We start from the raw sequence: 11,730 nt of genomic DNA, 5'->3' as shown, positions 1-11,730 counted from the left end.
GAACGCGACCTCACGCCGCCGGCCTGATGCCCGGCTGGAACCGGAACGAGATCGTCTCCAGGATCGAGTGGCGCTTCGTGTTCTGGAACGCCGCGATCTTCCACTCGCCGTCCTGCCGCACGACGACGGTCGTCTGCACCTTGCTCGGCGCCTTGGCCTTCTTGCCGACGTCGCCGCGGGTGGTCACCACCGCCGCGTCCTGCCCGTAGAAGCGGATCTCGGGCTCATCCTGGCCGACGATCTTGGTGTTCTTGAGGAAGGTGTCGAACAGGACCTGGTGCGTCCGGCCGATGTCCTTGCCACCGCGGTAGATCGTGCCGACCCAGGCCACGTAGGTCGCGTCGTCGGTGAAGCACTCCCCGTACGCGGCACCGTCACCGCGGCTCCACGCGTCGGCGAGCTTGGCGAACAGCGCGCGCACTCCGGCTTCGTCGTTCATGGTTCCCCCTGCTAGTTTCTCTTCGTTGAAGCAGTCTCTTCGTTTGAGAAGTATCTGCGTTGAGGAAGAGATTACGAACGGGGTGTGCCGGTGTCAACAGACGCGCACGAGACCTACCGCCGCTACATCGGCGCGATGGTGCTCCACGGCCTGCACGCGGCGAGAGAGTGCGGCCTCGGCGGCACGGACCTGTACGCGTTGAACGTCCTCGACCTCAACGGCCCGATGACCCCCGGCGAGCTGTCCGCGCTGACGGGCCTGACCACCGGACCGACGACCCGGCTGATCGACCGGCTGGAGCAGGCGGGTTTCGTGCGGCGGACCCCGTCACCGGACGACCGGCGCAAGGTCATCGTCGAGCCGCTCGGAGAGCCGACGAGGCTGGCCGAGGCGCTGGCGCCCGCGCGGAAGAAGCTCGGCGACCTGTTCGCGAGCTACAGCGAAGAGGAGCGGCGGACGCTCTTCGACTACTTCGAGCGGGCCGCGGAGGCGCTGCGGCCCTAGCACCGGCCGGGAGTCCGATAGGTTCTGCGACGAGGCTCCGGAAGACCGTAGGAGGGTTCGTGGAGTTGCGAGTCCGGGACGGCCGCGCCGTGCTCGCCGGGAACGACGAGTCCGGTGAGCGCGAGGTCGACCCGCACAGCCTTCCGCTGGGTGCCGACCTCGCCGAGGCGCTGCACGAGTGGGCGAAGGTGGCCGACGCGGTCGTGCGCACCGAGACGCCCAAGGACGGGGTCGCCAGCGCGCTGATCACCCGCCGCGGCAAGCAGCTGGCGGGCAGGATCGCGGCGGTCATGAACGCCGCGGTCAGCTACACCGACCCGGTCAGCGGCGAGCTGGTCAGCGTCGAGGCGCCGGAAGACCCCGCGAAGGACTTCGAGCCCGCGCACGCCGCACCCGAGGACGAGCCCGAACCGACCCCGTGGGGCACCGGGCTGACGGTCAGCTTCATCACCGCGGCGATCGTCACGGTCACCGTGGTCTCGCTGTCGCTGGGCCTCGGCGAGACCAGCAACTGGCTCGCGCTCGTCGCGAACGTGCTGGTCGTCGGCGGTCTCGCGCCGAGCGTGTGGCTGGGCCGCCGCGTCCCGGTGTGGCGCTGGGTGGCGTACGGCGTGGTCACGGGTGTGGTCGTGGCCTGGCTCGCGCTGATCCTGACGTTGCTCTAAAGAAGCGCGTAGAACGCCACCGCCCCGGCGGTGGCCACGTTCAGCGAGTCCACCCCGGACGACATCGGGATCCGCACGGCCACGTCGGCGGCCTCGATGGCTTCCTCGGTCAGCCCAGGCCCCTCGGATCCCAGCAGCACCGCGACCCGTCGCCCTCGCAAACCCGCGTCCGCAAGATGCAGGGCCGATGCGCGCGGCGTGAGAGCGGCAACTGTGAACCCCTTGTGCCGCAACATGTTCAACGTCGCGGGCCACTGATCCGTGGTAGCGAACGGCACCCGCAGGACGTGCCCCATCGACACCCGCACGCTGCGTCGATACAGCGGATCGCTGCAGCCGGGACCCAGGACGACGCCGTCCACGCCGAGGGCCGCGGCGTTGCGGAAGATCGAGCCCAGGTTCTCGTGGTCGCCCACGCCCTCCAGCACCGCGAGGCGCTGAGAACGATCAGCCAGGTCGGCGACGTCCCAGGCAGGAGCCCGGTCGGCGGCCGCGAGCACACCCCGGTTCAGGTGGAAGCCGACGACCTCCGCCATCACCTCCGCCGACGTCGCGTAGGCAGGAACGTCCAGGTCGGAGAGGTCCAGCGCGTCGATCCGGCGCCGCACCCCGAGCAGGCCGCGCACCGGGTACGGCGAGGCCAGCAGCCGTTCGACCACCACGACGCCCTCGGCGATGACGAGACCACGGCCTCCGGGGCGGTCTGGCCTGCGGTCGGCCGTCGAGAGGTCCCTGAAGTCGTCCAGCCGCGGGTCGGCCGGGTCGTCGATCTCGATCACCTTTGCCACCGAGGAAGTTTCGCATCCGGCTCGGCGTGGAACAGGCGAGGTAGTCCGGAGGGCGGTACCGCGCACGTCCGACCAGCGGATGATCGCTGGTTGTTACCTCGACGTGACAGAGAGCACCGATTTGGGCGATGTAAAGGAGGTTTCCGCTGTGTCACGTTTGGCGTTCCGCCTGGCCCGCGCCCACCGGCGCCGAGCGAAGGGGTAGCGGCATGGGAAGTGAAGTGTCCAGCCGCACGTTCACCAGAGATGATCGCCAGCGTTATCGGGAGAAGATGCAGCGAAGTCTGGACGCATTTTCCACGATGCTGGCCGAAGACACGTTTTCCTTTCCACGCAGGCAGATGGGGCTCGAGATCGAGCTGAACCTCGTCGACGACGCGATGCGCCCGGCGATGGCGAACTCGGAGGTGCTCGAGAAGATCGACGATCCCTCCTACACGCTCGAGCTGGGGCAGCAGAACCTGGAGATCAACGTCCCCCCGCGCGAGCTGGCCGGGGGTGAGATGCTTGGCCTGGAAGAAGAACTGCGCTCGTCGCTCGACAGCGCGGATTCCAAGGCACACGACGTGGGCGCCAACCTCGCCATGATCGGCGTGCTGCCCACGTTGCGGGAAAGGCACTTCGACCGGAAGTGGCTTTCCGAGAGCCCGAGGTACGCGCTCCTCAACGACACCATCTTCGCGGCCCGCGGCGAGGAGATGGTGCTGCACATGGAAGGCCCGGCGATGCCGGGCAAAGGACCCGAGAAGCTCCTCACGTACGCGGAGTCGATTCTCCCCGAGGCGGCCTGCACTTCGGTGCAGCTGCACCTGCAGGTCGAGCCCACGCACTTCGCCGGACACTGGAACGCCGCACAGTGCCTGGCCGGTGTGCAGGTCGCGATCGCCGCGAACTCCGCTTTCCTGCTGGGGAAAGCACTGTGGCACGAGACCCGCATCCCGCTCTTCCAGCAGGCGACCGACACCCGCCCGGACGAGCTGAAGAACCAGGGCGTGCGGCCGCGCGTGTGGTTCGGTGAACGGTGGATCACGTCGATCTTCGACCTGTTCGAGGAGAACGTCCGCTACTTCCCGAGTCTGCTGCCCGAAACCGACGACGAGGACCCTATCGAGACCCTCGAAGCCGGTGGCGCGCCTCGTCTTTCCGAGCTGCGCCTGCACAACGGCACGATCTGGCGCTGGAACCGCCCGGTGTACGACGTCGTCGACGGTGTGCCGCACCTGCGCGTGGAGAACCGCGTCCTGCCAGCGGGACCGACGGTGCTCGACACGATGGCCAACGCCGCGTTCTTCTACGGCACCCAGCGCGCGCTCACGTCCCAGGAACGTCCACTGTGGACGCAAATGTCGTTCCAGGCGGCCGAGGAGAACCTCTACACCGGCGCCAGGCACGGCATGAACGCCCAGCTGTACTGGCCGGGCATCGGCTGGATCCCGCCGGACGAGCTGGTGCTGCGCCGCCTGCTGCCGATGGCGCACGAGGGTCTGCGCGACTGCGGTGTCTCCGACGAAGCCCGCGAGCGCTACCTCGGCGTGATCGAGCAGCGCTGCCTCGCCCGTCGCACGGGATCGTCGTGGCAGCGGGAAACCGTTGCGCTGCTTGAGGAACGCGGCCTGTCCCGGGAAGCGGCCCTGTCCGGCATGCTCAAGCGGTACATGGAGCTGATGCACGCGGGCGAACCGGTGCACACGTGGCACGTCGGGTGAGCGTCACCCACCGAGTTCAGCGAGGAACTCCTGCCACACCACCCTGGGCAGGTCGGCGTCGACCGGGACGTCGGCCTGCTCCTCGCCGTACTGAGGACGTTTCTTCACGAGCACGGTGACCGCGAGCTGCGGTGTGTAGCCCGCGATCCAGGCGTGCTGGACCTTCCCCGGCTCGGCGGCGTACGGGCTCGGCGCGCAGGCGATCCCGTTGCACGCGGGGTTCTCCTTGAGCCGAGCGGTGAGCTGGTCGACGAACTCCCCGCTGTACGCCAGGTCCGCGGCATCGGGGGCGCGGTGGAGCGTCTTGCCGTCCTCGGCAGTGACCTCCGCGACGAAGTGCGTCTTGCGCTTGACGCCTCCGGCTCCGAACGTCGCGTACGTGGCACTCACGTCGAGCGCCGACACCCGCGCCTGCACGACGTTCTCGCCTGCGAGGACGAGACCCGGCCCCGGCTCGAGCCGCTCGCCCGCCACGTCGTCGCCCCAGCCGAATCCAGGCAGGTACACCCGCACACCACCGGACGCCGGATCGATCGCCGTCACCGCCGCCTGGACCGTCCGCTGAGGGGCGACCAACCTGCCGAGGACAGCGGCCGCGAGGGTCTGCTCCTTCGCTTTGATCGTCGTGCGCACCACGGCACCGGTGGCCCTGAGCGACTCCTCGGACAGCGACGCTTCGGCGAGCTCGGCGAACACCCGCGTCACCACCGCGTCCTTGTACTGGACGCCGGTGGTGCCCCACATCTTCGAACCGTCCGAGTACTGCAGAACGATGTCCTTGCGCGGCGCGGGTGGCGGCGGCGGTTCGGCAGGTCGTTGCCACACCACGTATCCGACGATCACGGCCACCAGCACCAGCGCACCCAGAACGGGCGGGAAACGCTTCATCGAGCCCCCAGAGTGAAACTCCCCAGGGACTGAATGTAGCGGCGCCGTCCAGCCGCGGCAGCCCGGATCTAGCGGCGGCGACCTGCCTTCAGAGGCGCGACGTCGGCACCGTCGTGCGAGATCCGGCACTCGTCAGGCGTCACGGCCTCGACAGCCAGCGTGAGCTCGCCCTTCACGCCCGTGTAGATCGACTCACCACGCGAGGCCAGCGACGCGTGCACGCGGTTGGAGTCGGTGAAGTCGCGCTCGTCCTTCACGCGCTTCTTGCCGGTCTCCTCCGGACGGGTGGCGCTGCGGAGGTTGACCTCCAGCCACGCCGCCACCTCGGCGGGCGAGGTCAGCACTTCTTCAGGCGTGCGTTCGAGCCGAACCTGCCGAGGGGAAGCGTGGTCGAGCGATGTGTGCTCCACATAGGCATGCCAGTGGGTGTTGCGCATCGACCAGGTCTGTTCGACCGGCCAGTCCTCCTCGGTGGTCATGACTCATATCTTCCACCCTTTCCAAGCGGAAACGTGAGGAGGTCGCGAACGTTGATCTCGTGATCCACCCGCACGGCCGAAGCGAGCCGCCGATCGTGCGTGACCAGCAACAACGTGCCTTCGTAATTTTCGAGCGCTTGTTCCAGTTGTTCGATCGCCGGCAGATCGAGATGGTTCGTCGGTTCGTCCAGAACCAAACACGTGGTGCCTTTCGCTTGCAACAAGGCCAAGCCCGCGCGCGTTCGTTCGCCCGGCGACAGCTCCCGCGCCGGCCGCAGCACGCTGTCCGCGCCCAGCCGGAACTTCGCGAGCAGGGTGCGCACCTCGACGTCCGGCAGCCCCGTCGCGCCGGCCACGATCCGCAACGCCGTCTCGTCGCTCGCGAACTCGGCCCGCAGCTGGTCGACCTCGCCGACCACCACACCCGGCCCGATCGAGCGGTCGCCTTCCCGAAGCGGAATCCGGCCGAGCAGGGCGCCGAGCAACGTCGACTTGCCCGACCCGTTCGGACCGGTGATCCGCCACCGCTCGCCCGCACCGATCGTGAGGTCGATCGGCCCGAGCGTGACGTCGCCGCGGCTGACCACGGCGTGGCGCAACGTGAACGCGACCGCGCTGCCCCGACCGGCCGACGGCAGGGTGAGCCGCAGCTGCCAGGCCTCGCGCGGTTCCTCGACCTCCTCCAGCCGGTCCAGCTGACGGTCCACAAGGGACGCTTTGGCCGTCAGGCTCTCCGCGCCCTTCTTGTGAGCCGCACGGACGTTCTTGTCCGGCTCGTCGTTGCGCATCTTGGCACTCGTCGCCCTGCGCACGCCCTTGCGCGACCACTCCCTGACCTGCCGGCTGCGCTGGGTGAGCTCGTGCCGCTTGGCCGCATACGTCTCGTACTCCTCCTGCGCGCGACGGTCCGCGTTCGCCTTCTCGTCGACGTACGCGTCCCAGCCGCCACCGAAGACGGTCAGCCTGTGCGAGAACTCGTCGAGCTCGGCGATCGCGGTCGTGGTGCGCGCGAGGAACTCCCGGTCGTGGCTGACCAGCACGATCGCACCCGAATACCCCTGCACGTGGGACTCCAGGAGATCGAGCCCGGTCGCGTCGAGGTCGTTCGTCGGCTCGTCGAGCAGCAGCACGTCCGCACGCGTCAGCAACACCGCGGCGAGCCTGAGGCGCGCCTGCTGGCCACCCGAGAGCTCGTCCGGCGCCCGGCCGTCGAGCAGGTCGGCTTGGAGCCCGAGGCGTTCGCACACCGCGTCCGCGCGTTCGTCGAAGTCACCGGCACCGATGGCGGTCCAGTGGTCGAGCGCGTCCGGGTAGTCGTCGCCTCCACCCTCACCGAGCGCCTCGGCCGCTTCTTGCAGCCAGACTTCGGCCTTCGCGACGCCGGTGCGGCGGGCGAGGTGGTCCCGCAGCGACTCTCCAGCTTGGTGGAGGGTCTCCTGCGTCAGGTGCGCGACCGTCCCGGTGCTTGAGACCTGACCGGTTTCCGGTTGCAGCTCTCCGGCGAGCAAGCGGAGCAAAGTCGACTTGCCGACACCGTTGGGCGCGATCAGACCGACACGGTCACCAGGCGAAACATCGAAATCAACCTCCGAGATCACGGTCCTCGGACCGAACGACAGCGAAATATTCCTGGCTGTCAGCACGGACACGCTTCCGACGGTACGTGCCCCGGCAACTGGTTTACTCGGCCTTGTTGCTAGTAAGTTGCAAGTACCAAGAGATTGCAAATGGGGAGATGTCATGGCCCAGTACGTGCTGCCGGATCTCGACTACGACTACGGCGACCTCGAGCCGGCGATCATCGGTGAGATCAACGAGCTGCACCACGGCAAGCACCACGCGGCCTACGTGAAGGGCGCGAACGACACGCTGGAGCAGATCGAGGAAGCCCGCGACAAGGAGTCCTTCGGCTCGATCGTCGGCCTCGAGACCACGCTGGCGTTCCACCTGGCAGGCCACGCGCTGCACCAGGTGTGGTGGAAGAACCTGTCTCCCAACGGCGGCGACAAGCCGGTCGGCGAGCTCGCGGCGGCCATCGACGAGCACTTCGGCTCGTTCGACAAGTTCCGCGGCCAGCTCAACGCCGCCGCGTCGTCCATCCAGGGCTCGGGCTGGGGCATCCTCGCGTGGGAGCCGATCGGCCAGAAGCTGGTCACGCTGCAGCTCAAGGACCACCACTCGAACCTGTCGATCGCGACCACGCCGCTGCTCGCGTTCGACATCTGGGAGCACGCGTACTACCTGCAGTACCGCAACCTCAAGGCCGACTACATCTCGGCGCTGTGGAACGTCGTGAACTGGGACGACGTCTCGGCGCGCTTCGAGGCCGCGCGGGCGGGCCAGAACGGCCTGCGGCTCTGACGCGCTGAAGCTTCGGCGGTGGGTGCTCCGACAAAGCTCCCCGCTCGCCGGATACGACGAGGCCCCCGCTCTGCCCAGAGCGGGGGCCTCGTCCGTTCCCGAACTGACTGCCGCTCCCACCACGAAGCGACGTGACTTAGGTTAGCCTAACTTGGCTTCCTTGGGAAGCCCTGTCGATCAGGAGCACGAGTTGTAGCCGGTGGGCCGGGCACACGGCAGCCCCCACCTGGACGCATACCGAGAAGAACACCCGAACGAGTGACAGGGTCGAGGCTTCACCCGCGGTTAGACGTCTTCGAGGCCCTGCTGAGCGGTTCGTGACCCTCGCCTCGCGGCCCGGCGTTGCCAGTAGAACACTCCGTACCCGATGATCCCGAGCAGACCGCCGGACAGGGTCGTCCAGAGCAGCGTGCTGTTCGAGCGGTCGAAGACCAGCACGATCAAAAACCCGAGGAACCACAGCGCGGTTCCGCCCAGCACGACCGGCACGGGGTCGGCCAGCCGATGAGGCAGCGGCGGCGGGTGCGGGGCGGCGGGGTCGCGTTCGGACACATCGTTAGGAGACCAGATGCTGGACGGGTTCTTCAAGATTTCCGAGCGCGGGTCGACCGTGGCGCGCGAGGTGCGCGGCGGGGTCGTGACCTTCTTCACGATGGCCTACATCGTGGTGCTGAACCCGCTGATCATCGGCAGCTTCGCGCCGACGGGGCCGGGATCGCACCCCGACGTGCTGGGCAACATCCTCCCGGTCGGCCAGGTCGCGGCGGTGACCGCGCTGGTGGCCGGCGTGATGACCATCCTCTTCGGACTGATCGCCAACTACCCGTTCGCGCTCGCGACCGGGCTCGGCATCAACTCGTTCGTGGCCGTGAGTGTCGCCGCCAAGGTGAGCTGGCCCGAGGCGATGGGCCTCGTCCTCGTCAACGGCCTCGTCGTGCTGCTTCTCGTCGTCACCGGCGTGCGGACCGCCGTGTTCAACGCCGTGCCGGACGAGCTGAAGGCCGCGATCGCGGTCGGCATCGGTCTGTTCATCACGTTCATCGGCCTGGTCGACGCGGGCTTCGTGCGCCGCCTTCCCGACGCCGCCAACACCACGGTTCCGGTCGGCCTCGGCATCAACGGTTCGATCGCCAGCTGGCCGACGCTCGTGTTCGTGGTCGGACTCGTGGTCACCGGTGTGCTGTTCGCGCGCAAGATCAAGGGCGCGATCCTCATCGGCATCGTCAGCACCGCGATCTTCGCGATCGTCCTCGAGGCGATCGTCAAGGCCGGTCCGTCCGCGGGCACCAACGCCAAGGGCTGGAACCTCGGCTACCCCGCCCTGCCGGACAAGGTCTTCGGCGTCCCCGACCTGAGCCTGATCGGCGAGGTCTCGTTCGGCGCGTGGACCAGGCTCCCGGCACTCGCCGCCGCGTTGATCGTCTTCACCCTCGTCCTCACCGACTTCTTCGACACCGTCGGCACCATGACGGGCCTCGGCAAGGAAGCAGACCTGATCGACAAGGACGGCCAGCTTCCGAACGTCAGCAAGGCCCTGTTCGTCGACGGCCTCGGCGCCGTCGCCGGTGGTGCCGCGTCGAGCTCGTCGAACACCGTCTACATCGAATCGGCGTCCGGCATCGCCGAGGGCGCGCGCACCGGCCTCGCGAACGTCGTCACGGGCGTCCTCTTCCTGCTGGCGATGTTCTTCACGCCGCTCTACGAGATCGTGCCCATCGAAGCCGCCGCTCCCGCACTGGTGATCGTCGGCGCGCTGATGATGATGCAGATCCGCGAGATCGACTTCAGCGACTTCACCGTCGCCCTCCCCGCGTTCCTCACGATCGTCGTCATGCCGTTCACCTACTCCATCGCGAACGGCATCGGCGCGGGCTTCGTCAGCTACGTGCTGCTCAGGACCATGACCGGCCGGGCACGCGGCATCCACCCGCTGATGTGGATCGTGGCGGCCGCGTTCGTCATCTACTTCGCGCTCGGCCCGATCCAGGGCCTGCTCAACTGACCTTTCGGCAGGAAACTATTTCGTGAGGTATGCTAACTACGTGGCGACCGAACAGCACGGACTGTCGAGCAAGCTCAGGCTTGCCGTGGTCCGCCTCAACCGTCGCCTGCGGGCCCAGCGCACCAACTCGTCGGTGTCGCTGACGCAGGTGTCCGCTCTGTCCACACTCCACAAGTGCGGACCACTGACCCCAGGCGAACTGGCGGCGAAGGAAGGCGTGCAACCACCCTCCATGACCCGCGTGATCGCGGCCCTGGAGGAGTTCGGCTTCGCAACGCGCAGCCCGCACCCCACCGATGGCCGTCAAGCCATCGTCGAGCTGACCGGCGAAGGCTTGTCGTACCTGGAAGACGAGATCACCGCGCGCGAGGCGTGGCTGGACAAGCGCCTGGCAGAACTGGAGCCCGACGAACGGGCCCTGCTCTCCCAGGCCGCCGAGATCATCGACAGGATGGCGGGGCAGTAACAACGTGACGAGCTACGCGGGTGGTGGAACGGAGAGTTCGCCACCTAGGCGTACCGGCATGTTCGGATCGTTAGGCATATACAACTACCGCCTCTACGCCTCCGGCCAGATCATCTCGCTCATCGGCGTCTGGATGCAGCGCGTGGCCCAGGACTGGCTGGTCCTGGAACTGACCAACGGCTCCCCGGTAGCCCTCGGCATAGCCGCCTCCCTGCAGTTCTTACCGGTCCTGCTGCTCTCGATGTGGGGCGGCGTCCTGGCCGACCGCAGCGACAAGCGCAAACTCCTGCTCTGGCTCGAATCCGCCCTGGGCATCTGCGCCCTGGCCCTTGGCCTCCTCGACGTGACCGGCGTGGTCGAGCTCTGGCACGTCTTCGTGCTCTGCTTCCTCCTGGGCTGCTTCTCAGCCGTGGAAACCCCAGTGCGCCAATCCTTCGTGGTCGAAATGGTCGGCCGCGACTCCCTGACCAACGCCGTCGCCATCAACTCGATGATGTTCAACCTGGCCAGAATCGTCGGCCCGGCCATCGCAGGCGTCACCATCGTCGCCATCGGCACGGGCTGGGTCTTCCTGGCCAACGCCATCAGCTTCGTAGGCGTAGTACTCGGCATCTACCTGATGCGCACGTCCCAACTACTACGCGCCGATCCAGTGCCACGAGAGAAGGGCCAGCTCCTCTCCGGCCTCCGCTACGTCCGCCACCGCCCAGACCTGCTGACCGTCATGCTCCTGGTCTTCTTCATCGCGACGTTCGGCATGAACTTCTACATGACGCTGGCGATCCTGGCCCGCAACGTCTTCGGCGGCGACGCCGACGCCTACGGCCTGCTCTCCACCCTGATCGCCGTGGGCACCTTCGCAGGCGCAACCTGGGCAACCCGCCGCAGAACGCCGCGCATGAGCGTGTTCATCGGCTCCGGCGTGCTCTTCGGACTGCTGGAAATCATCTCGGGCATGATGCCGACGATGCTCCTGACCGGCCTGATGATGATCCCGGTAGGCATCGCGATGATGACCTTCAACAGCACCGCCAACGCCACCGTGCAACTGGCCGTAGAACCGGAGATGCGCGGCCGGGTCATGGGCATCTACATGCTGGTCTTCTTGGGCGGCAACCCGATCGGCGGCCCTCTGATGGGTTGGCTGGGCGAGATCAACGGCCGCGCGCCGATCATCGTGGGCGGCATCGTCTCAGTAGTGGTGACAGCAACAGCCTGGATCATCCTGGTGCGGCGAGGGGACATCGCTCGCCCGAGGTGGCGAAAACGCCCCTCCGAAGCCAAAGCCGAAGGCGAGGCAAGAGGCGACGGCGAAGCCGAGCTGCCCTTAGCCAAGAAACGAACAGGTGGGGTGGGTCCCGTCACGAGTCGTGGCTGATCGTTGGCCGCGCCAGAGGGGTTGGGTCAAGTCGACACGCTTTTCGTCGACTTG

General features: G+C 67.6%; 13 protein-coding genes. 7 read left to right on the top strand and 6 right to left on the bottom strand.

The features are described 5' to 3' along the window. Positions 1 to 10 precede the first annotated feature (10 nt). Positions 11 to 439 (bottom strand): SgcJ/EcaC family oxidoreductase, encoded by a 429-nt coding sequence (locus tag AB0M24_RS44240; protein WP_363780558.1) that lies wholly within the window; start codon positions 437 to 439, stop codon positions 11 to 13. A 90-nt stretch (positions 440 to 529) separates the two neighbouring features. Between AB0M24_RS44240 and AB0M24_RS44235 the strand changes: the two genes are divergently transcribed. Both AB0M24_RS44235 and AB0M24_RS44230 read left to right on the top strand, forming a co-directional pair. Further along, entirely contained in the window at positions 530 to 943 is a 414-nt protein-coding gene (locus AB0M24_RS44235) for a MarR family transcriptional regulator (RefSeq protein WP_363780556.1), read from the top strand. Between the two features lie 59 nt (positions 944 to 1,002). After that, positions 1,003 to 1,608: a DUF2537 domain-containing protein gene (locus tag AB0M24_RS44230; RefSeq protein WP_363780554.1), complete on the top strand. Its 606-nt coding sequence runs from the start codon at positions 1,003 to 1,005 to the stop codon at positions 1,606 to 1,608. Here the strand turns inward: AB0M24_RS44230 and AB0M24_RS44225 are convergent. Further along, positions 1,605 to 2,396: an RNA methyltransferase gene (locus tag AB0M24_RS44225; protein ID WP_363780552.1), complete on the bottom strand. Its 792-nt coding sequence runs from the start codon at positions 2,394 to 2,396 to the stop codon at positions 1,605 to 1,607. The genes AB0M24_RS44230 and AB0M24_RS44225 overlap by 4 nt on opposite strands. Before the next feature lie 209 nt (positions 2,397 to 2,605). Between AB0M24_RS44225 and AB0M24_RS44220 the strand changes: the two genes are divergently transcribed. Next, positions 2,606 to 4,102 carry a glutamate--cysteine ligase gene (locus AB0M24_RS44220; protein WP_363780550.1) on the top strand — a complete coding sequence of 499 codons (1,497 nt, stop codon included), beginning with the start codon at positions 2,606 to 2,608 and terminating at the stop codon, positions 4,100 to 4,102. A gap of 3 nt (positions 4,103 to 4,105) precedes the next feature. On the opposite strand, the gene AB0M24_RS44215 is transcribed toward AB0M24_RS44220, so the two are convergent. From AB0M24_RS44215 to AB0M24_RS44205, 3 genes are all read right to left on the bottom strand, one after another. Beyond that, a complete protein-coding gene (locus AB0M24_RS44215; protein ID WP_363780548.1) occupies positions 4,106 to 4,990 on the bottom strand; it encodes a hypothetical protein in 885 nt (294 codons plus the stop codon). A gap of 68 nt (positions 4,991 to 5,058) precedes the next feature. Continuing rightward, positions 5,059 to 5,469, bottom strand: a complete 411-nt coding sequence (locus AB0M24_RS44210) for a hypothetical protein (protein WP_030467775.1) — start codon at positions 5,467 to 5,469, stop codon at positions 5,059 to 5,061. Beyond that, positions 5,466 to 7,118, bottom strand: coding sequence for an ABC-F family ATP-binding cassette domain-containing protein (locus AB0M24_RS44205; RefSeq protein WP_363780546.1), 1,653 nt, complete (start codon positions 7,116 to 7,118; stop codon positions 5,466 to 5,468). The genes AB0M24_RS44210 and AB0M24_RS44205 overlap by 4 nt, the downstream gene beginning before the upstream one ends. Before the next feature lie 91 nt (positions 7,119 to 7,209). On the opposite strand from AB0M24_RS44205, the gene AB0M24_RS44200 reads away from it, so the two are divergent. Next, a complete protein-coding gene (locus AB0M24_RS44200) occupies positions 7,210 to 7,830 on the top strand; it encodes a superoxide dismutase (RefSeq protein ID WP_363780544.1) in 621 nt (206 codons plus the stop codon). A 285-nt stretch (positions 7,831 to 8,115) separates the two neighbouring features. On the opposite strand, the gene AB0M24_RS44195 is transcribed toward AB0M24_RS44200, so the two are convergent. Further along, positions 8,116 to 8,382, bottom strand: a complete 267-nt coding sequence (locus AB0M24_RS44195; protein WP_363780542.1) for a DUF2530 domain-containing protein — start codon at positions 8,380 to 8,382, stop codon at positions 8,116 to 8,118. A 16-nt stretch (positions 8,383 to 8,398) separates the two neighbouring features. Between AB0M24_RS44195 and AB0M24_RS44190 the strand changes: the two genes are divergently transcribed. From AB0M24_RS44190 to AB0M24_RS44180, 3 genes are read left to right on the top strand one after another with little or no spacing between them, the layout of a single operon-like run. Next, positions 8,399 to 9,832 (top strand): NCS2 family permease, encoded by a 1,434-nt coding sequence (locus AB0M24_RS44190; protein WP_363780540.1) that lies wholly within the window; start codon positions 8,399 to 8,401, stop codon positions 9,830 to 9,832. Between the two features lie 40 nt (positions 9,833 to 9,872). Then, positions 9,873 to 10,298, top strand: coding sequence for a MarR family transcriptional regulator (locus tag AB0M24_RS44185; RefSeq protein ID WP_363780538.1), 426 nt, complete (start codon positions 9,873 to 9,875; stop codon positions 10,296 to 10,298). A 58-nt stretch (positions 10,299 to 10,356) separates the two neighbouring features. Continuing rightward, on the top strand, positions 10,357 to 11,676 hold the full coding sequence (locus AB0M24_RS44180) for an MFS transporter (RefSeq protein ID WP_363780536.1): 1,320 nt from the start codon (positions 10,357 to 10,359) through the stop codon (positions 11,674 to 11,676). Positions 11,677 to 11,730 lie beyond the last annotated feature (54 nt).

It is taken from the genome of Lentzea sp. NPDC051838 (assembly GCF_040681245.1).
Taxonomy (GTDB): Bacteria; Actinomycetota; Actinomycetes; order Mycobacteriales; family Pseudonocardiaceae; genus Lentzea.
This window is presented reverse-complemented; position numbering and strand designations above follow the sequence as displayed.

Excerpts from the sequence above, each read along its gene's own strand:
- AB0M24_RS44240 (WP_363780558.1), bottom strand. The coding sequence starts at position 439 with ATGAACGACGAAGCCGGAGTGCGCGCGCTGTTCGCCAAGCTCGCCGAC.
- AB0M24_RS44220 (WP_363780550.1), top strand. The coding sequence starts at position 2,606 with ATGGGAAGTGAAGTGTCCAGCCGCACGTTCACCAGAGATGATCGCCAG.
- AB0M24_RS44215 (WP_363780548.1), bottom strand. The coding sequence starts at position 4,990 with ATGAAGCGTTTCCCGCCCGTTCTGGGTGCGCTGGTGCTGGTGGCCGTG.
- AB0M24_RS44210 (WP_030467775.1), bottom strand. The coding sequence starts at position 5,469 with ATGACCACCGAGGAGGACTGGCCGGTCGAACAGACCTGGTCGATGCGC.
- AB0M24_RS44200 (WP_363780544.1), top strand. The coding sequence starts at position 7,210 with ATGGCCCAGTACGTGCTGCCGGATCTCGACTACGACTACGGCGACCTC.
- AB0M24_RS44190 (WP_363780540.1), top strand. The coding sequence starts at position 8,399 with ATGCTGGACGGGTTCTTCAAGATTTCCGAGCGCGGGTCGACCGTGGCG.
- AB0M24_RS44180 (WP_363780536.1), top strand. The coding sequence starts at position 10,357 with ATGTTCGGATCGTTAGGCATATACAACTACCGCCTCTACGCCTCCGGC.